Source organism: Pseudomonas serbica (assembly GCF_028823535.1).
GTDB classification, from domain to species: Bacteria; Pseudomonadota; Gammaproteobacteria; order Pseudomonadales; family Pseudomonadaceae; genus Aquipseudomonas; species Aquipseudomonas serbica.
Window position 1 is genome coordinate 390,515 of sequence record NZ_JAQIYM010000004.1, and the last position, 20,907, is coordinate 411,421.

The following is a 20,907-nucleotide window of genomic DNA, read 5'->3' on the forward strand; positions in this document are numbered from 1 at the left end:
CGGGGTTATTTCACCTGGCCGAGCTTGGCTTCACTCAGATCCAGCTCACCCAACACCTCACGCAACACGTCATCGCCGATCTGGTGATGACGACTGAGGCTGTACAGCTCCAGGCGCTGCGCCCGCAGCGCCTTCAAGCGCAAACGCCGCTCCAGCAAATCCATCTGGAACGCCAGTGACTGGGCTTCGGCCGAGTCATTGAACACCTCCAGCTGATGCCGATATTCGGACATGATCCGCGCCTTGAGCTCTGCCGCCAGCGCCGCTTGAGCGGCGTCCTGTGGGTTGACCTCTTCGGTTTCAAGGGCATGGATGGCTGCTTCGGCGGTTTTGCGCCAGGCGTCGCGCACTTCATTGCGGCGCTTGTCGTCCGGGCTTTTCTCGATGCCGCGCAGCAGCAACGGCAAGGCGATGCAGGCGGCGATCAACGACAGCAGAATCACCCCGGCCGCGATGAAGATCAGCAGGTCACGCTCGGGAAATGCGTCGGCACCCATGAACATCGGCACCGACATCACACCCGCCAGCGTCACTGCCCCGCGCACGCCACCGACGGTCAGCAACCAGCAGGAACGGGCGCTCGGCACCCGGGTAATCTCAGCCTTGCCACGCCAGCGCCGCAACAGAATGGACAGGCGCCAGATGCTTTGCACCCAGACGAACCGCAGCACCAGCAACACCAGGAAAATCGCCAGCACATCGAAGCAGCGATACAACAGCGTCGGCCACAGCGAGGTTTCATGGCTGGCAACGGCCTTGATGATGTCTGGCAACTGCAAGCCCAACAGCAGGAAAATCAGGCCATTGAAGGCGAATTCCAGCAATGACCAGACACTGCGATTGAGCAGCCGCGTGTTGGTCTGGCGCGGCAGCAGGTCGAGCCAGCTCTGCATCATCCCCGCCGCTACCGCCGACAGGATGCCCGATGCACCCACGCGCTCGGCCAGCACGTACGCGGCAAACGGCAGCAACAACATGAACACGACGTGGGTGGCCGGGTCATCCCAGCCACGGGCGATCATCCACGCGCGCAGGCGCCCCACCAGCCAGCTCAACGCGACGCCAATCGCCAGGCCGCCCACCGCCACCAAGACAAAGGTGACACTGGCGTTGGCCAGCGAGAATGCCCCGGTCACGGCGGCCACAAGCGCGAACTTGAAGGTCACCAGACCCGAGGCATCGTTCATCAGCGCCTCGCCCTGCAGAATGTGCATCAAGGGCGTCGGCAAGCGATTCTGGGAGATCGCCGAGACCGCCACGGCGTCCGTGGGCGACAGCACTGCCGCCAACGCAAACGCCACGGGCAGCGGGATACCTGGCAGCAACCAGTGAATGAAATACCCGGCGCCGACCACGGTAAACAGCACCAAACCCACGGCCAGGGTCAGGATCGGTCCACGTAGCTGCCAGAATTCACGCTTGGGCATGCGCCAACCGTCGGAAAACAACAGCGGCGGCAGGAACAGGAACAGGAACAATTCGGGGTCCAGCGCCACATGCAGGCCGAGGGTCGGCCAGGCCAGCAAGGCACCCGCGGCAATTTGCACCAACGGCAATGGAAGCGGGATCACCCGCCCCAGCAAGCGTGAAACGCCCACCAGCATCAACAGGATCAGGACGGTGTAGGCGGTTTGCATAAAACGGGGTTCCCGGACAATCGACAGCATTTGAAGTGCCATATTAGCCGCTTAGACTATGTGCTGGCCCTTGTACCTATGTCGCACGCTGTCACAACCGCGTTACCACAGGTTTTGTCCTACAGCCGCCGCGAAACCGTCCGGCCATGGCATAATCCGACACCTTTTATTTCCGACACCTGTAAAGGGGGCGATTCCTTGACCGTTTCAAGTAAAACGTTGCACCTTTTCGGCATCAAGGCCTGCGACACCATGAAAAAGGCGCGCACCTGGCTTGATGAACATGCTGTCAGCTATGACTTCCATGATTACAAAGCGGTCGGTATCGACCGTGAACACCTGACCCAATGGTGCAACGAGCACGGCTGGGAAGTGGTGTTGAACCGTGCAGGCACGACCTTTCGCAAGCTCGACGACGAACGCAAAGCCGATCTCGACCAGCCGAAAGCCATTGAATTGATGCTCGCACAACCTTCGATGATCAAGCGCCCGGTGCTCGATCTCGGTGACCGAACCCTGATTGGCTTCAAGCCAGATATCTACGCGGCCGCGCTCAAGTAAGCAGCCCGTTTCAATTTTGTTAGAGGTATCAACATGTCCACTACCCCATTCAGCCTGGCCTTTGGTGTCGGCACTCAAAACCGTCAAGGCGCCTGGCTGGAAGTATTTTACGCACAGCCGCTGCTTAATCCTTCGGCCGAACTGGTCGCTGCCATCGCGCCGATCCTGGGCTACAGCGAAGGCAACCAGGCCATCACCTTCACCACCGCGCAAGCCTCGCAACTGGCTGAAGCCGTGAAAGCCGTCGACGCTACCCAGGCCGCCCTGCTGACCCGTCTGGCCGAGAGCCACAAGCCGCTGGTCGCCACTGTCCTGGCCGAAGATGCACAGCTGACCTCCACGCCTGAGGCCTACCTCAAGCTGCACCTGTTGTCCCATCGCCTGGTCAAGCCGCACGGCCTGAACCTGGCGGGCGTGTTCCCGCTGCTGCCGAACGTGGCCTGGACCAGCCAGGGCGCAATCGACCTCGCCGAACTGGCCGAGCATCAACTCGAAGCCCGCCTGCGCGGCGAGCTGCTGGAGGTGTTCTCGGTGGACAAGTTCCCGAAAATGACCGACTACGTGGTACCGGCGGGTGTGCGTATCGCTGACGCGGCGCGCCTGCGCCTGGGCGCCTACGTGGGCGAAGGCACCACCGTGATGCACGAAGGCTTCATCAACTTCAACGCCGGCACCGAAGGCCCGGGCATGATCGAAGGCCGCGTTTCCGCCGGCGTATTCGTCGGCAAGGGTTCGGACCTGGGCGGCGGTTGCTCGACCATGGGCACCCTGTCGGGTGGCGGCAACATCGTGATCAAGGTGGGCGAAGGCTGCCTGATTGGCGCCAACGCCGGTATCGGCATCCCGTTGGGCGACCGCAACACCGTTGAATCGGGCCTGTACGTGACCGCTGGCACCAAGGTGGCGCTGCTGGACGAGAACAACAAGCTGGTCAAGGTCGTGAAGGCCCGTGAACTGGCCGGCCAGACCGACCTGCTGTTCCGTCGTAACTCGGAAACCGGTGCCGTGGAATGCAAAACCCACAAATCGGCGATCGAACTGAACGAAGCACTGCACGCTCACAACTAAGTGCCGCAGGCACTTGTGGGAGCGAGCCTGCTCGCGAAGCTTCTGGCATCCATATGGACGCCTTCGCGGGCAGGCTCGCTCCCACAGTGTCTTGTGTATACCCCGCCCATGTTCACCAGGGCCCGATAGCATGATGATTCTCTCTCCCTGGCGCGCCGACTTTCCAGCCATCGCCGCCCTGCAACGGCAAGGCCAGACCTACCTGGACAACGCCGCCACCACGCAAAAACCCCAAGCCCTGCTCGATGCCCTGGCGCATTACTACGCCAACGGCGCGGCCAACGTGCATCGGGCGCAACACCTGCCCGGCGCTCACGCCACTCAGGCGTTCGAGGACAGTCGGCGCAAAGCCGCCCATTGGCTCAATGCCGGCGACAGCGGTCAAATCATCTTCACCCACGGCGCGACTTCCGCGCTGAACCTCCTGGCCTATGGCCTGGAGCCTCTCTTCAATCCAGGCGATGAGATTGCCATCAGCGCCCTGGAACACCACGCCAACCTGCTGCCATGGCAACAACTGGCAACCCGTCGCAACCTCAAGCTGGTGATCCTGCCGCTGGATGTCGACGGCGTGATCGACCTTGAAGCCGCCGGACGGTTGATCGGCCCTCGCACACGCCTGCTGGCCGTCAGCCAGCTGTCCAACGTCATCGGCGCCTGGCAACCGCTACCCGCGCTGCTGGCGCAGGCAAAGGCACACAACGCGCTGACCGTGATCGACGGCGCCCAGGGCGTGGTCCATGGCCGGCACGACGTGCAGGCGCTGGGCTGCGACTTTTATGTGTTTTCCAGCCACAAGCTCTACGGCCCCGATGGCCTGGGCGTGCTGTTCGGGCGCAACGAGGCGCTCAAGCAACTGCGTCACTGGCAGTTCGGGGGCGAAATGGTGCTGGACGCTGACTACCTCAGCGCTCGCTTTCGCCCTGCCCCACTGGGTTTCGAGGCCGGAACGCCGCCGATCTCCAGTGTCATCGGGCTGGGGGCAACCCTGGATTACCTCGTCGGTCTCGATCAGGACGCGGTCTCGGCCCATGAAGCAGCGCTGCATGCCTGTCTGTTGAAAGGACTTGCGGCACGCGACGGCATTCGCTTGTTGGGCACGCCGCAGGTGGCCCTGGCCAGTTTTACCGTCGAAGGTGTGCATAACTCGGATCTGGCGCACCTGCTGACCGAACAGGGCATCGCCGTGCGCGCCGGTCATCACTGCGCCATGCCCTTGCTCAAAAGCTACAAGCTGGCCGGGGCGATTCGGGTGTCGTTGGCGCTGTACAACGATTCCGAGGACCTGCAACGATTCTTTGAAGCCCTGGACCAGGCGCTGGAGTTGCTGCGATGAGTTTGCCCGCCGACGCCGTTACCGCACTCGAAACCTTTCAGGCTGCCGCTGGCTGGGAGCAACGTGCGCGGCTGTTGATGCAATGGGGCGAGCGCCTGCCCGCCTTGAGCGACTCGGACATGTGCGACGCCAACCGGGTGCACGGCTGTGAAAGCCAGGTGTGGCTGGTGGGTGAGTTACGTGACGGTCATTGGCAGTTCAGCGCCAACAGCGATGCGCGGTTGATTCGGGGGCTGGTGGCATTGCTGCTGGCGCGGGTCAACGGGTTGTCAGCGGCTGAGTTGCGGCAGGTGGATTTGCCGGAGTGGTTCAATCAATTGGGGTTGGGGCGGCAGTTGTCGCAGTCGCGTAGTAACGGCCTGAATGCGGTGCTTCAGCGGATGATGGAGTTGGCCGGTTAATCGCCTTCGTCGGAACGCCGCCCGGAGCAAGCCCACTCCCACAGGGGATTTGTGTTCGGCGCATTTCCAATGTGGGAGCGGGCTTGCTCGCGAAGAGGCCATCAGCAACAACCTCAGGCTTGAGGTTTAACGCGCTCCGCCGGCCGCCGCACACCCGCCACGATCTTGTCCACCGCCTTGGTCGCCGCGACCATGCCGAAGGTCGCCGTCACCATCATCACCGCGCCAAACCCGCCGGCGCAGTCGAGCTTCACGCCGTCACCGACAAAACTCTTCTGCAAACAAATGCTGCCATCGGGTTTCGGGTAGCGCAGTTGCTCGGTGGAGAATACGCACGGCACGCTGTAATGACGGGTCACGGTGCGCGAGAAGCCATAGTCGCGGCGCAAGGTGGAGCGCACTTTCGACGCCAGCGGGTCGTTGAACGTACGGTTGAGGTCGCAGACCTGGATCAGCGTCGGGTCGATCTGCCCGCCCGCGCCGCCGGTGGTGATGATCTGGATTTTGCGCCGTTTGCACCAGGCGATCAGCGCCGCTTTCGCGTTGACGCTGTCGATGCAGTCGATCACGCAGTCGATGTTCGGTGTGATGTACTCGGCCATGGTCTCGCGGGTGACGAAATCCGGCACCGCGTGCACCGTGCAATCCGGGTTGATCCCGCGCAGGCGCTCGGCCATTACCTCGACCTTGGGTTTGCCGACGGTGCTGTCCAGCGCGTGCAGCTGGCGGTTGGCGTTGCTGACGCAGACATCGTCCAGGTCGAACAACGAAATCTCGCCGACACCGCAGCGGGCCATGGCTTCCGCCGCCCAGGAACCGACGCCGCCGACGCCGACGATCGCCACATGGGCTGCGCGCAGGCGCTCAAGGCCCTCGATGCCATACAAGCGGGCGATGCCTGCAAACCGCGGATCTTCTGTACTCATGACCATCACCTCAAAAACCGGCGCGCAGTATAGGCCTTCGCAGCACTAAATTTTAGGCTTCAAGCGGTAAGTGTAAGAACTTATGTGAAAGTGAATTGCCCAATATCGGGTAATTCCCTGTCCGCTGTACGTTCAGAGAATGCCCAGTGTAGGATGCGCGCCCCTTGGCGGTCCGACCGTTCCTTCGTTCCACAGTCTTTGGAACCCGAAATAACTATGTCATCGCGTAAATTTGGACTCAACCTGGTGGTGGTGCTCGCCATCGCTGCCTTGTTTACCGGCTTCTGGGCGCTGATCAATCGCCCGGTGACCGCCCCCAACTGGCCCGAACAGATCTCCGGCTTCTCGTACTCACCTTTCCAGCAGGGTCAATTCCCACAGAAAGAGCAGTACCCGACCGACGATCAAATGCGTCGTGACCTGGAGATCATGAGCAAGCTGACGGACAACATCCGTACTTACTCGGTCGATGGCACGCTGGAGAACATTCCCAAACTGGCGGAAGAGTTCGGCCTGCGGGTGACGCTGGGAATCTGGATCAGCCCGGACCAGGAGCGCAACGAGCGCGAAATCACCCGCGCCATCGAAATCGCCAATACCTCACGCAGTGTGGTTCGCGTGGTGGTCGGTAACGAAGCGATCTTCCGCAAGGAAATCACTGCCCAGGAACTCAGCGTCATGCTGGACCGCGTCCGCGCCGCCGTGAAGGTGCCGGTGACCACGTCCGAACAGTGGCACGTCTGGAAAGAGCACCCGGAACTGGCCAAGCACGTCGACCTGATCGCCGCCCACGTGCTGCCGTACTGGGAATTCATCCCGATGGACAAGGCCGGGCAGTTCGTCCTCGATCGCGCCCGCGACCTGAAGAAGATGTTCCCGAAAAAGCCGCTGCTGCTGTCCGAAGTGGGCTGGCCGAGCAACGGCCGCATGCGCGGAGGTGCCGATGCGTCGCCGGCAGACCAGGCGATCTACCTGAGAACCCTGGTCAACAAGCTCAACCGCCAGGGCTTCAACTACTTCGTGATCGAAGCGTTCGACCAACCGTGGAAGGCCAGCGATGAAGGCTCGGTGGGTGCTTATTGGGGCGTGTTCAACGCCGCGCGCCAACAGAAATTCAACTTCGAAGGCCCGGTGGTCGCCATTCCGCAATGGCGTGTGCTGGCTATCGGCTCGGTGGTTCTGGCTTTGCTGTCGCTGACCTTGCTGATGATCGACGGCTCGGCCCTGCGTCAGCGTGGCCGTACCTTCCTGACCTTCATCGCGTTCCTCTGCGGTTCGGTGCTGGTGTGGATCGGTTATGACTACAGCCAGCAATACAGCACATGGTTCAGCCTGACCGTAGGATTCCTGCTAGCACTTGGTGCGCTCGGTGTATTCATCGTATTGCTGACCGAGGCCCATGAACTGGCCGAAGCCGTGTGGGTGCACAAGCGCCGACGCGAGTTCCTGCCGGTGGAAGGCGACTCCAGCTACCGTCCAAAAGTGTCGATCCACGTGCCCTGCTACAACGAGCCGCCGGAGATGGTCAAACAGACCCTCAACGCCCTGGCCAACCTCGACTATCCGGACTTCGAAGTCCTGATCATCGACAACAACACCAAGGACCCGGCGGTCTGGGAACCGGTGCGCGATTACTGCGCAACCCTCGGTCCGCGCTTCAAGTTCTTCCACGTCGCACCCTTGGCCGGTTTCAAGGGCGGCGCGCTGAACTACCTGATTCCGCACACCGCCAAGGATGCGGAAGTGATCGCCGTGATCGACTCCGATTACTGCGTGCACCCCAACTGGCTCAAGCACATGGTGCCGCACTTCGCCGATCCGAAGATTGCCGTGGTGCAATCGCCGCAGGATTACCGCGACCAGAACGAAAGCACCTTCAAGAAGCTTTGCTACGCGGAATACAAAGGCTTCTTCCACATTGGCATGGTCACCCGCAACGACCGTGACGCGATCATCCAGCACGGCACCATGACCATGACCCGCCGCTCGGTGCTCGAAGAACTGGGCTGGGCCGACTGGTGCATCTGCGAAGACGCCGAACTGGGCTTGCGCGTGTTCGAAAAAGGCCTGTCGGCGGCGTATTACCACGACAGCTACGGCAAAGGCTTGATGCCCGATACCTTCATCGACTTCAAGAAACAGCGTTTCCGCTGGGCCTACGGCGCCATCCAGATCATCAAGCGCCACACCGCCAGCCTGCTGCGCGGCAAGGACACCCAACTGACGCGCGGCCAGCGCTACCACTTCCTCGCGGGTTGGTTACCGTGGGTGGCCGATGGCATGAACATCTTCTTCACCGTCGGCGCATTGTTGTGGTCGGCGGCGATGATCATCGTGCCGCAACGGGTCGACCCGCCGCTGCTGATTTTCGCCATCCCGCCCTTGGCGCTGTTCGTGTTCAAGGTCGGCAAGATCATCTTCCTCTACCGTCGTGCGGTGGGCGTGAACCTCAAGGACGCATTCTGCGCGGCGCTGGCCGGGCTGGCGTTGTCGCACACCATCGCCAAGGCAGTGCTGTACGGCTTCTTCACCAGCAGCATTCCGTTCTTCCGCACGCCGAAAAACGCCGATAACCACGGCTTTTGGGTGGCGATTTCCGAGGCTCGAGAAGAAGTGTTCATCATGTTGCTGTTGTGGGGCGCGGCCCTGGGCATTTACCTGGTGAACGGCATGCCGAGCAACGACATGCGCTTCTGGGTGACCATGTTGCTGGTGCAGTCGCTGCCGTACCTGGCCGCGCTGATCATGGCGTTCCTGTCGTCGCTGCCGAAACCGTCGGTCGAGGGGCAAACGGCACCGGTGGTCTAAATCAGCCCGGATGCACTAAACGGCGGCCAATGGTCGCCGTTTTGCTTTAAGATAACCGCCATTTTGCGCGCCCAGCGGCCTTATGGCCCGACCCAATACCTGTGGGAGCCAGCCTGCTGGCGATGAGTCCGTCACATTCAACAACTATGTTGGCTGACAGACCGCCATCGCGAGCAGGCTCGCTCCCGCATTTACAGCTTCCGGAGTTTTCCATGACGGCCCACGCCGACCTTTCGCCGACCCTTCAACTCGCCATCGACCTGATCCGCCGTCCGTCCGTGACCCCGGTCGATGCCGATTGCCAGAAGCAGATGATGCAGCGCCTGGGCGATGCCGGTTTTGCCCTGGAACCGATGCGCATCGAAGATGTGGATAACTTCTGGGCCACCCACGGCAAACACGATGGGCCCGTGCTGTGCTTCGCCGGCCACACCGACGTGGTGCCGACCGGTCCCGTGACGGCCTGGCAGATCGACCCGTTCAACGCGGTGATCGACGAGCACGGCATGCTCTGCGGCCGCGGCGCGGCGGACATGAAAGGCAGCCTGGCGTCGATGACCGTGGCCGCCGAGCGTTTCGTCGCCGACTACCCGGACCACAAGGGTAAGGTCGCCTTCCTGATCACCAGCGATGAAGAAGGCCCGGCGCATCACGGCACCAAGGCGGTGGTTGAACGCCTGGCCGCGCGCAAGGAGCGTCTGGACTGGTGCATCGTCGGCGAACCGTCGAGCACCACCCTGGTCGGTGACGTGGTCAAGAACGGCCGTCGCGGCTCCCTCGGCGCCAAGCTTACCGTACGCGGTGTTCAGGGCCACGTGGCCTACCCGCACCTGGCGAAGAACCCGATCCACCTTGCAGCTCCGGCCTTGGCCGAACTGGCCGCCGAGCACTGGGACCACGGCAACGATTTCTTCCCGCCGACCAGTTTCCAGATTTCCAACGTCAACTCCGGGACCGGCGCGACCAACGTGATCCCGGGTGACCTGATCGCGGTGTTCAACTTTCGCTTCTCCACCGAATCCACCGTCGAAGGCCTGCAGAAGCGCGTCGCCGATATCCTCGACAAGCATGGCCTGGACTGGCACATCGATTGGGCATTGTCCGGCCTGCCGTTCCTCACCGAACCGGGCGCGCTGCTCGATGCGGTGTCGTCGAGCATCAAGGACATCACCGGTCGGGAAACCAAGGCGTCCACCAGTGGTGGTACCTCCGATGGCCGCTTCATCGCGACCATGGGCACGCAAGTGGTTGAGCTGGGGCCGGTCAACGCGACCATCCACCAGGTCAATGAGCGGGTGCTGGCGGCCGATCTCGATGTGCTCACCGAAATCTACTACCAGACCCTGATCAAGTTGCTCGCCTGATGCTGGCATGTCCGATCTGCAGCGAACCGCTGAGCGCGGTGGACAACGGCGTGGCCTGCCCCGCCGGGCATCGTTTCGACCGCGCGCGCCAGGGTTACCTGAACCTGTTGCCGGTGCAGCACAAGAACAGCCGCGACCCTGGGGATAACCAGGCGATGGTCGAGGCCCGCCGCGACTTCCTCAACGCCGGCCATTACGCGCCGGTGGCCAAGCGCCTCGCGGAACTGGCTGCCGGCTACGCGCCACAGCGCTGGGTGGACATCGGTTGTGGCGAGGGCTATTACACCGCGCAGATCGCCGACGCCTTGCCGGACGCCGACGGCTACGCCCTGGACATTTCCCGGGAAGCGGTCAAGCGTGCCTGCAAACGCAATCCCGGACTCACCTGGTTAATCGCCAGCATGGCCCGCGTGCCGCTCGCGTCGGGCAGCTGCCAGTTCCTGGCCAGTGTCTTCAGCCCGCTGGATTGGGAAGAAGCCAAGCGCCTGCTCAGCCCCGGCGGCGGCCTGATGAAAGTCGGGCCGACCAGCGGCCACCTGATGGAGCTGCGTGAGCGGCTGTACGACGAAGTCCGCGAGTACATCGACGACAAGCACCTGGACCTGGTGCCCGAAGGCATGGCACTGGCACACAGCGAAACCCTGACATTCAAACTGACGCTTGCCAGCGGTCAGGACCGGGCGAACCTGCTGGCCATGACGCCCCACGGCTGGCGTGCCAGTGCCGAACGCCGGGCAGCGGTTATCGAGCAGGTCGAGCCTTTCGAGGTCACCGTGTCGATGCGCTACGATTATTTCGTACTTCAATAACTTCAAACATTTTTGGCCTTGGGCAACGGCCCGAGGCCGGCTAAATCCGCGAATGGATTTTTCAGACACGCAGTGAGGACATCCATGCGCCAACCCGATATCGAGATTTACCTGAAAGACGCCGACGTCGACCACAAGGCCATCTCGGCCTGGCTCGGCACGGCATTGGGCCCGTGCACCGACTGGGTGCAGAAAGGCCAGACCTACAAATGCAAGGCCGGCAACGTGCCAGTAACCTGGTTGCCCAAGGCCGTAGGGAAATGGAACAGCCTGTACCTGGAAAGCGACCAGACGCCGTGGGACGACGATATCGCCTGCGCCCGCGCCGCGTTCGCCGCACTCAACGTCGAAGTGCGCTGCGCACCGGGTAGCTGGGTCGAGGAAGAAGGTGAAGAGACGGCGGATCGCTGGATTCGCATCAGCGCCGATGGTGAAGAAGAGATCACCTGGAAAACCGCGTAAACGACGCCAATCACATGTGGGAGCGGGCTTGCTCGCTCCCACATTGGTTCTGGGTGATCTGAAGATCCGAGTTACAGACCTACCACATCCTCAGCCTGCAAGCCCTTCTCGCCGGTCACCACCGCGTATTCCACCTGCTGACCCTCGGTCAGCGAGCGATGCCCTTCCCCGCGAATCGCGCGGTAATGCACGAACACGTCCACCCCGTCCTCGCGCTGAATAAAGCCGTAGCCCTTGGCGTCGTTGAACCACTTCACATTGCCGGTTTCGCGCGTAGCCATGTCAGTACCCCCGTTGTTTTTATTTTGAGCGGCCGAGTATATGACACACACAAAAAGTCTCAACTACAGATTGGTTGACTGCTTTTTTGCCGATTTTCAGCGAATCCGGCACACTATCGAGCGCCCGAGCAAACGCTCGGTTTTATTCACTCACGCAGAAGCCGTATGACCCGCTCCCCGTTCCGCCGTCTTGTGTTTGGCACCCTGCGCCGGCTGTTGTACCTCTGGGTTCGCTCGGAGACGATCAACCAGTCGTCGTTCACCCTCAACCTCGACCGCAGTCGTCCGGTGTTCTACGTTCTGCAAAATCCTTCGCTGACCGACCTCGCCGTGGTCGACACCGAATGCACCAAGGCCGGCCTGCCGCGCCCGGTGCTGCCAGTCTCGGTGGGCAACCTGCTGGAACCGGCCGCGTTCTTCTACCTGACCCCGGATCCGGACTGGCTAGGCCGCCAGGACAAGCGCGGCGCACCGCCCACCCTGACCCGCCTGGTCAGCGCCTTGAGCCAGAACGCTGCCGAAGACGCGCAGATCATTCCCGTCAGCGTGTTCTGGGGCCAGTCGCCGGACAGCGAAAACAGTCCATGGAAACTGTTGTTCGCCGACAGCTGGGCCGTTACCGGGCGTTTGCGTCGCTTGCTCAGCATCATCGTGCTGGGGCGCAAGACCCGCGTGCAGTTCTCCGCGCCGATCCACCTGCGCGAACTGATCGAGCACAACAAGGGCCACGAGCGCACCGTGCGCATGGCCCAGCGCATTTTGCGGGTGCACTTTCGCAACCTCAAAGCCGCCGTCATCGGACCGGATATTTCCCACCGGCGCAATCTGGTCAAGGGCCTGGTCAACCAGCCGCTGGTCAAGCAAGCGATCCTCGACGAAGCCGAGCGTGAAAACATCTCTGCGGAAAAAGCCAAGGCCCAAGCCCTGCGCTACGGCAACGAGATCGCCTCGGACTACACCTACACTGCGATCCGCTTCATGGAAGTGGTGCTGAGCTGGTTCTGGAACAAGATCTACGACGGCATCAAGGTCAACAACATCGAAGGGGTGCAAAAAGTCGCCCCGGGGTACGAAGTGATCTACGTACCCTGCCACCGCAGCCATATCGACTACCTGCTGCTGTCCTATCTGTTGTTCCGCAATGGCCTGACCCCGCCGCACATCGCCGCCGGGATCAACCTCAACATGCCCGGGATCGGTGGCCTGCTGCGTCGCGGCGGTGCGTTTTTCATGCGCCGCACCTTCAAGGGCAACCCGCTGTACACCTCGGTATTCAACGAATACCTGCACACCCTCTTCACCAAAGGCTTCCCGGTCGAATACTTCGTCGAGGGCGGCCGCTCACGCACCGGGCGCATGCTGCAACCGAAGACCGGGATGCTGGCGATTACCTTGCGCAGCTTCCTGCGTTCGTCGCGCATGCCCATCGTCTTCGTACCGGTGTACATCGGTTACGAGCGCGTGCTGGAAGGCCGCACCTACCTTGGCGAGTTGCGGGGCGCGACCAAGAAGAAAGAATCGATCTTCGACATCTTCAAAGTCATCGGCGCGCTCAAGCAGCGCTTCGGTCAAGTGGCGGTGAACTTCGGCGAGCCGATCAAACTCGCGCAATTCCTCGACAGCGAGCAGCCGGACTGGCGCACGCAGGCACTGGGCCCGCAGTTCAAACCGGCCTGGCTCAACGAAACCACCAACCGCCTCGGTGAAAAAGTCGCCCGGCACTTGAACGAAGCGGCGGCGATCAACCCGGTCAACCTGGTTGCGCTGGCGCTGCTGTCCACCAGCCGCCTGGCCCTGGACGATCGCGCAATGGCGCGGGTCCTCGACCTGTACCTGGCGTTGTTGCGCAAAGTCCCGTACTCGCCGCACACCACGCTGCCGGACGGCGATGGTCGCACTCTGATTGAGCACGTGAAGGACATGGACCTGCTGTCCGAGCAAAGCGACGCCCTGGGCAAGATTCTCTATCTGGACGAGCAGAACGCCGTCCTGATGACCTACTACCGCAACAACGTGCTGCACATCTTTGCGCTGCCGTCGCTGCTCGCGAGTTTCTTCCAGAGCGCGTCGCGCATGAGCCGCGAACAGGTCCTGCGCTACACCCGTGCGCTGTACCCCTACCTGCAAGCGGAGTTGTTCATTCGCTGGTCGCTGGACGAACTGGACGCGGTGATCGACCAGTGGCTGGAAGCCTTCGTCGAGCAAGGCCTGCTGCGTTTCGAAAACAACGTGTACCTGCGCCCGGCGCCAAGCTCGCGGCATTTTGTGCTGCTGACGCTGCTGTCGAAAAGCATCGCCCAGACGTTGCAGCGTTTCTACATGACCGTGTCCTTGCTGCTCAACAGCGGCCAGAACAGCATCAGCGCCGAAGAGCTGGAAGACCTGTGCACGGTCATGGCCCAGCGCCTGTCGATACTGCATGGCTTGAACGCCCCGGAATTCTTCGACAAGAGCCTGTTCCGCCACTTCATCCAGACGATGCTCGACCTTCAAGTGCTCAAGCGCGACGAGGCCGGCAAGCTGAGCTATCACGAGCTGCTCGGCGAACTGGCCGAAGGCGCGGCCAAACGGGTGTTGCCGGCAGAGATTCGCTTGTCGATCCGTCAGGTGGCGTTGCATCGCAGCGAAGATGCGGCGGATCAGCCCACGCCAACCGTCTAGATTGACTCGCCCAGAATTTTTTTGAAAAAGGAAGTTGCCATGTTCCGCCCCACCCTAAGCTTTGCCGGCCTGTGCGCAGGCTTGATGATCTCCGCCAGCGCCGCGGCACTGTCCCTCAGCGACCTGTCGCAGAAAGACGCCACCGGCGGGCTCAAGGACGCCCTGACCCAAGGCGCGCAACTGGCCGTGAAACAACTCGGCACCCCGGGTGGCTTCAGCAACAACCCAGAGGTGAAAATCGAGCTGCCGGGCAAACTGGGCAAGGTCGCCAGCAAAATGAAACAGTTCGGCATGGGTGATCAGGTCGACCAACTGGAAACCAGCATGAACAAAGCGGCGGAAAACGCCGTGACCCAGGCCCAGCCAATCCTCGTCGATGCGGTGAAGAAAATGACCGTGGAAGACGCCAAGGGCATCCTCAGCGGCGGCAATGACTCGGCCACCCAATACCTGAACAAGACCAGCCGCGAACAAATCCGCATCAAATTCCTGCCGATCGTCAAGCAAGCCACCGACCAGGTCGGCCTGGCCCAGCAGTACAACTCCTTCGCCGGCCAGGCCGCGACCATGGGCGTGATCGACGCGAAGAATGCCAACGTCGAAAACTATGTGACCGAACAGGCGTTGAACGGCTTGTTCGAGATGATCGGCAAACAGGAAGAAACCATCCGCCAGAACCCGGCGGCGGCGGCGACCAGTTTGGCCAAGAAAGTATTTGGTACGCTCTAAACCTCTCCGAAAAACCTGTGGGAGCGAGCCTGCTCGCGATGAGGCCCGTTCAGTCAACATAAATGTTGGCAGGCTTACCGTCTTCGCGAGCAGGCTCGCTCCCACAAATCAGTTCGCTTTAACACGCAGAAAATACACCCACTCACGCCCCAGCTTGCGTTTCTCGAACAACGCCAAATCCACTAATCCGTTCAAGGTGGCCGACGCCGTGTTGTACGAACACCCCAGATTCTCCTTCACATTGATCGCCGTAAACTCCTTCGCCATCCCGCTCCTGGCCACCTGATACACCGCCCGCTGCTTCCCACTCAGCCGCTCGAAAAACCCGGACTCCGACAACCAACGATCAAGGCTCTCGGCATTAACAAGACTTTTCCTGTAGGCCTCGGTAAAACTGCTGACAGCACGCAGCACCACCAAACACTGGAAATCGATGAAATACGTCAGGTCCAGGTCATCCGCTTCGGTGTTGAGATAGGAACGGCCGTATTTCACCGGCGCATTGCGCAGCAAGACGCTGATTGCGATGTAGCGAAACGCCGAGAAATCGTTCTTGAACATGAACCAGTAGAACAACGCCCGCGCGACGCGGCCGTTGCCATCGCGAAAAGGATGCTCATAACCCAGGGCAAAATGCAGCGCGATGCCCTTGATCAACGGGTGCAGATGATCCACACGGTGCGGATCGTCATGGGATTGATTGATCCACTGCGACAACACCCGCAATCGGGCAGCGAGCCCCGCGGCGGGAGGCGGTACATGAACGGTATTGCCCTGGCCGTCCTGCACCACCACGTCATCCCTGATCCGCAGATGCCCTGGCGAATATTGCGCATCGTCGATACCGGATACGCCAACGCGATGAAGTGCCGTGATTAGCTCGACACTCAAGGGCTCGTTCCGTTTCTCCCAGGCAAAGTTCATCATCCTGTAATTGCCGATGACCATTCGCTCATCCGGCGTACGCGGCAGGCGATGGCGCTTGAGCATGTCCTTGGCCACCCGAGTGGTAGTCGCTGCACCCTCGAGCTGACTGCTGCTGATGGCTTCGTCTTCGATCAGGTCGTTGAGCAGGTAGCTGAAATGCGCGTTCTCGCCGATCTGGCTGCTCATGTATTCCAACGCGGCCGTCGTCGTTCGACGGTCCACGGAGGAAATCGCTTTTTGCGCCAAGGGCGTCAACAGGAAACGGCCCCATTGCACCGGCTCACCCAATGGCAACAGGCTGGCGTACTGCGCTGTTCGGGCTTTCTTGACCAAAGCCCAGCAAAGATTCGAATCCAGTCCAGAGGCCCAGCGATAACGCAAATCATCGAATGGCAAATAGCGCCCCTGCTCGTCCAGGGGCTTGAGCAAGGCGAGGTATTCAGTGAGGCGCTCCTTGTGGGGCGACTTTGTCAGCAAATCAAAAACCGGGTCTGACCGCCCCTTCAGCATGGGTGGCTTCTTCATTGGAGCTGTCTCGAAAACTCGTGAAACCGAGTCTTGAGTACAACATCCGGACCTGCGAGTCTCAATATCGGACGGTTCTGATATGGCTGTAGGAAGTGCCGCAGGTTCGGGCCGTGGTTGGACGATTATTTGATTTTGACAATCAAGATCAAAGATCGCAGCCTGCCGCAGCTCCTACAGGTGTACACGCTTGAACAATCAGGCCGGTTCTTTCTTGACCCGGAACCAGGCCGCATACAACGCCGGCAGGAACAACAGCGTCAACGCCGTCGCCACGATCAACCCCCCCATGATCGCCACTGCCATCGGCCCGAAAAACACACTGCGCGACAGCGGAATCATCGCCAGGACCGCCGCCAGCGCGGTCAGCACAATCGGCCGGAAACGCCGCACCGTGGCCTCGATGATCGCCTGCCAGGGTTTCAGCCCGGCAGCGATATCCTGCTCGATCTGATCCACCAGGATCACCGAGTTACGCATGATCATCCCCGACAGCGCGATGGTCCCGAGCATGGCGACAAACCCGAACGGCTGACGGAACACCATCAGGAACAGCGTCACCCCGATCAAGCCCAGGGGCGCTGTCAGGAACACCATCGCCGTGCGCGAAAAACTGCGCAATTGCAGCATCAGCAAGGTCAACACCACCACGATAAACAATGGCACGCCGGCCTTCACCGAGTTCTGCCCACGCGCAGAATCCTCGACCGTACCGCCCACATCCAGCAAATACCCGTCAGGCAGTTCCGCGCGGATCGGGTCCAGCGTCGGCATGATCTGCTGCACCAGGGTCGCCGGTTGTTCCTTGCCATAGATGTCGGCACGCACGGTGACGTTGGGCAGGCGATTGCGGTGCCAGATCACGCCTTCCTCGAAGCCGTATTCCAGGGTCGCTATCTGCGACAGGGCCACGCTGCGACCATTGTCGGTCGGCACCGCCAGGCTTGGCAGCAGCGACAGCTCGGTGCGCTCGTGCAAGGTGCCGCGCAGCAGGATCTCGATCAACTCGTTGTCTTCGCGGTACTGGCTGACGCTGGAACCGGTCAGCGAGCTCTGCAAGAACTTTGACAGGTTCGCCGTGCTCACCCCCAATGCCCGCGCACGGTCCTGATCGATGTTCAGGTACACCACCTTGCTCGGCTCTTCCCAGTCCAGGTGGACGTTGACCACATGGGGATTTTCGCGAACCTTGGCCGCGACTTTGCGGGCCAGTGCGCGGACTTCCTCGATGTGTTCACCGGTCACCCGGAACTGCACCGGATAACCAACTGGCGGACCGTTTTCCAAACGAGTGACCCGCGAGCGCATGGCCGGAAATTGTTCGTTGAGGGTAGTGATCAGCCAGGTGCGCAGGGATTCACGCTCCTCGATGGTTTTCGCCAGGACAACGAACTGGGCGAAGCTCGCCGCTGGCAATTGCTGATCCAACGGCAGGTAAAAACGCGGCGAACCGGTGCCGACGTAGGCCACGTAGTTGTCGATCCCGGCTTTGTCCTTGAGCAAGGCTTCGAGGCGCTTGACCTCCTCGGCCGTGTTGCTCAGGGACGCGCCTTCGGCCAGTTTCAGGTCAACCATCAACTCCAGTCGGCCCGACGCCGGGAAAAACTGCTGTGGCACAAAACGAAACAGCACGATGGACGCAATGAACAGCACCACGGTCGCCATGATCACCGTCTTACGCCAGCGCACGCACCATTCCACCAGGTGCCGAACGCGCTGATAAAACGGCGTGGCGTAGGGATCGGGTTGGCCGGCACCGTGTTTGGCTGCATGAATTTTCGCCAGGTCCGGCAGGAGTTTTTCCCCCAGGTACGGCACGAAAAGCACCGCCGCCACCCAGGACGCCAATAGCGCAATGGTCACCACTTCGAAGATCGACCGGGTGTATTCACCGGTACCCGATTGCGCGGTGGCGATCGGCAGGAAACCGGCAGCGGTGATCAGCGTGCCGGTGAGCATCGGGAAGGCGGTACTGGTCCAGGCATAACTCGCCGCCTTGATCCGGTCGAAGCCCTGCTCCATCTTGATCGCCATCATTTCCACGGCGATGATGGCGTCGTCCACCAGCAAGCCCAGCGCCAGCACCAGCGCGCCGAGGGAAATCTTGTGCAGGCCAATCCCCAGGTAATACATGCAGGCGAACGTCATCGCCAGCACCAGCGGAATGGCCAGGGCCACCACCATGCCGGTGCGCACACCGAGGGAGAAGAAGCTCACCAGTAACACGATGGCCAGCGCTTCGACCAGCACCTGGACGAACTCGCCGACCCCGGTCTTCACCGCGGCCGGTTGGTCGGAGACCTTGCGCAATTGCATGCCGGCCGGGAGATTTTTCTGGATACGGGCAAACTCGATTTCCAGGGCCTTGCCCAGCACCAGGATGTCACCACCGTCCTTCATCGCCACGGCCAGGCCGATGGCGTCCTCACCCATGAAGCGCATGCGCGGTGCCGGTGGATCGTTGAACCCGCGTCGCACGTTTGCGACATCCGAGATGCGGAACGTCCGATCGCCGACACGAATCGGGAAGTTCTTGATCTCTTCGACCGTCTGAAAATTACCCGTGACCCGTAGCTGCAATCGCTCGCTGCTGGTTTCGAAGAACCCGGCGGTGGACACCGCATTCTGCTCTTCAAGCGCCTGTTGCACCGCCGCCAGGGGCAGCCCGAGGGTGGCGAGCTTGACGTTGGACAGCTCGATCCAGACCTTTTCGTCCTGCAATCCGAGCAGGTCGACCTTGCCTACATCCTTGACCCGCTGCAGCTGGATCTGGATGCGGTCGGCATAGTCCTTGAGCACGGCGTAATCGAAGCCCTCGCCGGTCAGGGCGTAGATATTGCCGAAGGTAGTGCCGAATTCATCATTGAAGAACGGCCCTTGAATGCCCGGCGGCAGGGTGTGACGAATGTCGCTGACCTTCTTGCGCACCTGATACCAGAGGTCCGGGATATCCACCGAGTGCATGGAGTCACGGGCGATGAACGTCACCTGGGATTCACCCGGGCGGGAGAACGACACGATGCGCTCGTACTCGCCGGTTTCCATCAGCTTCTTTTCAATGCGCTCGGTGACCTGGCGCGAGACTTCCTGCGCAGTCGCTCCCGGCCAGTTGGTGCGGATCACCATGGCCTTGAAGGTGAACGGCGGGTCTTCGCTTTGACCCAGCTTGGTGTAGGACAGTGCGCCGACGATCGCCAGCAAAAGCATCAGGAACAGGACGATCTGGCGATTACGCAGCGCCCAGGCAGAAAGATTGAAACCCATCGGGGATTACTCCTTGTCCGCCAGATTGACCACGCGGTTGGAGCGATCCACCGGACGCACTTGTTGCCCGTCGAGAAGCACATGGACGCCGGCGGCCACTACCCAGTCGCTGGCACTGAGGCCTTCGAGCACGGGGACGGTTTTTTCACCGAAGGCGCCGACCCGCACCGGGGTCTTCTTCAAGGTGTTGTTGGCGCTGACGACCCAGACGTAGGTCACGCCATTTTCCGCGGTCAGCGCCGACAGTGGCACCGACAACGGTACGGCCGCGTCGGTCTGCACGAAGACCCGGGCGCTCTGGCCGAGTTCTGCCGGCACCCTGCCGGCATTGAAGGCGATACGCGCAGCGAAGGTGCGGGACTTGGGATCGGCGGCCGGCGACAGTTCGCGGATGTGTCCGGCGAAGCGCTGATCCGGTTGCGTCCACAATTCAACCGACACCGGCTGGCCGACCTTGAAGCGGCCGAAGCTCTGCTCCGGCAGGCTGATCAACACTTCCCGCTCGCCATCGGTGGCCAGGGTGAACACCGTTTGCCCGGCCGCGACGACTTGCCCGACTTCCACCGCACGCTTGGCGACTACACCATCCTGCGGCGCGCGCAGTACCGCGTAACTGGCCTGATTGGTCGAGACGTTGAATTCGGCCTTGATCTGTTTAAGACGCGCTTCACCGGACCGATAAAGGTTTTCGTGATTGTCGTACTGCGAACGGCTGACCAGCTGCCGCTCCATCAGGGTTTTATAACGATCACGCTCGGCGCGCACCATGTTCAGATTAGCTTCGGCGGCGGCGACCTGGGCGCGGGTGGCTTCCAGTTGCAGGCGTACGTCCTGGGGATCGAGTTCCGCCAGCGGTTGGTCGGCCTTGACCCGCTGCCCTTCGTCGACCAGTCGTCGGCTGACTTTGCCGCCAATGCGGAACGCCAGGTCCGGTTCAAAGCGAGCGCGGACTTCGCCGGGATAGCTTTCCGTCGCCTGGGTCGAAGGCTGTGGCTGCACCACCATGGCCGGGCGCACGCTGACAGCAGGCGCCTCCTCATGACCACACGCGGTCAATAAAAACGCCAGGGTGACTGGCAACGCGAGGGGCAAGGCATAGCGGAACATGGTGAAGGACCTTTCGCCAATGGTGCTTGGAATAATTATAC

16 protein-coding genes are annotated in these 20,907 nt (G+C 61.4%); 10 read left to right on the forward strand and 6 right to left on the reverse strand.

The window, feature by feature from the left end:
• Positions 1 to 5: 5 nt before the first annotated feature.
• Positions 6 to 1,637 (reverse strand): Na+/H+ antiporter, encoded by a 1,632-nt coding sequence (locus NQL71_RS08810; RefSeq protein ID WP_274642524.1) that lies wholly within the window; start codon positions 1,635 to 1,637, stop codon positions 6 to 8.
• A 198-nt stretch (positions 1,638 to 1,835) separates the two neighbouring features.
• Here NQL71_RS08810 and NQL71_RS08815 point away from each other — a divergent pair, with 198 nt between their 5' ends.
• The 4 genes from NQL71_RS08815 to NQL71_RS08830 all read left to right on the forward strand — a co-directional run bounded on the left by NQL71_RS08815 (position 1,836) and on the right by NQL71_RS08830 (position 5,003).
• Positions 1,836 to 2,198, forward strand: a complete 363-nt coding sequence (locus NQL71_RS08815) for an ArsC family reductase (protein ID WP_046816507.1) — start codon at positions 1,836 to 1,838, stop codon at positions 2,196 to 2,198.
• Between the two features lie 33 nt (positions 2,199 to 2,231).
• The gene (gene dapD, locus NQL71_RS08820; protein WP_046816506.1) at positions 2,232 to 3,266 is read left to right on the forward strand and encodes a 2,3,4,5-tetrahydropyridine-2,6-dicarboxylate N-succinyltransferase; all 1,035 of its coding nucleotides are present in this window, start codon (positions 2,232 to 2,234) and stop codon (positions 3,264 to 3,266) included.
• Positions 3,267 to 3,396: 130 nt separating this feature from the next.
• Complete coding sequence (locus tag NQL71_RS08825) at positions 3,397 to 4,602, forward strand: aminotransferase class V-fold PLP-dependent enzyme (protein WP_274642525.1); 1,206 nt, start codon at positions 3,397 to 3,399, stop codon at positions 4,600 to 4,602.
• Complete coding sequence (locus NQL71_RS08830; RefSeq protein ID WP_166618522.1) at positions 4,599 to 5,003, forward strand: SufE family protein; 405 nt, start codon at positions 4,599 to 4,601, stop codon at positions 5,001 to 5,003. The genes NQL71_RS08825 and NQL71_RS08830 overlap by 4 nt, the downstream gene beginning before the upstream one ends.
• Before the next feature lie 113 nt (positions 5,004 to 5,116).
• On the opposite strand, the gene tcdA is transcribed toward NQL71_RS08830, so the two are convergent.
• Positions 5,117 to 5,935 carry a tRNA cyclic N6-threonylcarbamoyladenosine(37) synthase TcdA gene (tcdA, locus tag NQL71_RS08835; RefSeq protein WP_046816503.1) on the reverse strand — a complete coding sequence of 273 codons (819 nt, stop codon included), beginning with the start codon at positions 5,933 to 5,935 and terminating at the stop codon, positions 5,117 to 5,119.
• 210 nt (positions 5,936 to 6,145) lie between these two features.
• On the opposite strand from tcdA, the gene NQL71_RS08840 reads away from it, so the two are divergent.
• From NQL71_RS08840 to NQL71_RS08855, 4 genes are all read left to right on the forward strand, one after another.
• On the forward strand, positions 6,146 to 8,737 hold the full coding sequence (locus NQL71_RS08840) for a glycosyltransferase (protein ID WP_046816502.1): 2,592 nt from the start codon (positions 6,146 to 6,148) through the stop codon (positions 8,735 to 8,737).
• 212 nt (positions 8,738 to 8,949) lie between these two features.
• The gene (dapE, locus tag NQL71_RS08845; RefSeq protein ID WP_046816501.1) at positions 8,950 to 10,101 is read left to right on the forward strand and encodes a succinyl-diaminopimelate desuccinylase; all 1,152 of its coding nucleotides are present in this window, start codon (positions 8,950 to 8,952) and stop codon (positions 10,099 to 10,101) included.
• A complete protein-coding gene (locus NQL71_RS08850; RefSeq protein WP_166618524.1) occupies positions 10,101 to 10,910 on the forward strand; it encodes a putative RNA methyltransferase in 810 nt (269 codons plus the stop codon). The genes dapE and NQL71_RS08850 overlap by 1 nt, the downstream gene beginning before the upstream one ends.
• 84 nt (positions 10,911 to 10,994) lie before the next feature.
• Entirely contained in the window at positions 10,995 to 11,372 is a 378-nt protein-coding gene (locus NQL71_RS08855; protein ID WP_046816499.1) for a hypothetical protein, read from the forward strand.
• A gap of 71 nt (positions 11,373 to 11,443) precedes the next feature.
• Here NQL71_RS08855 and NQL71_RS08860 read toward each other — a convergent pair whose 3' ends face one another.
• On the reverse strand, positions 11,444 to 11,653 hold the full coding sequence (locus NQL71_RS08860; RefSeq protein WP_007964248.1) for a cold-shock protein: 210 nt from the start codon (positions 11,651 to 11,653) through the stop codon (positions 11,444 to 11,446).
• A 165-nt stretch (positions 11,654 to 11,818) separates the two neighbouring features.
• Here NQL71_RS08860 and plsB point away from each other — a divergent pair, with 165 nt between their 5' ends.
• Positions 11,819 to 14,314 carry a glycerol-3-phosphate 1-O-acyltransferase PlsB gene (gene plsB, locus NQL71_RS08865; protein ID WP_166618525.1) on the forward strand — a complete coding sequence of 832 codons (2,496 nt, stop codon included), beginning with the start codon at positions 11,819 to 11,821 and terminating at the stop codon, positions 14,312 to 14,314.
• Positions 14,315 to 14,353: 39 nt separating this feature from the next.
• A complete protein-coding gene (locus NQL71_RS08870; protein ID WP_046816497.1) occupies positions 14,354 to 15,043 on the forward strand; it encodes a DUF4197 domain-containing protein in 690 nt (229 codons plus the stop codon).
• A 108-nt stretch (positions 15,044 to 15,151) separates the two neighbouring features.
• Here the strand turns inward: NQL71_RS08870 and NQL71_RS08875 are convergent, their stop codons facing one another.
• From NQL71_RS08875 to NQL71_RS08885, 3 genes are all read right to left on the reverse strand, one after another.
• On the reverse strand, positions 15,152 to 16,495 hold the full coding sequence (locus NQL71_RS08875) for a Fic family protein (protein WP_046816496.1): 1,344 nt from the start codon (positions 16,493 to 16,495) through the stop codon (positions 15,152 to 15,154).
• 198 nt (positions 16,496 to 16,693) lie between these two features.
• Positions 16,694 to 19,759 carry an efflux RND transporter permease subunit gene (locus NQL71_RS08880; protein WP_046816495.1) on the reverse strand — a complete coding sequence of 1,022 codons (3,066 nt, stop codon included), beginning with the start codon at positions 19,757 to 19,759 and terminating at the stop codon, positions 16,694 to 16,696.
• A 6-nt stretch (positions 19,760 to 19,765) separates the two neighbouring features.
• The gene (locus tag NQL71_RS08885) at positions 19,766 to 20,866 is read right to left on the reverse strand and encodes an efflux RND transporter periplasmic adaptor subunit (RefSeq protein WP_046816494.1); all 1,101 of its coding nucleotides are present in this window, start codon (positions 20,864 to 20,866) and stop codon (positions 19,766 to 19,768) included.
• Positions 20,867 to 20,907: the final 41 nt, after the last annotated feature.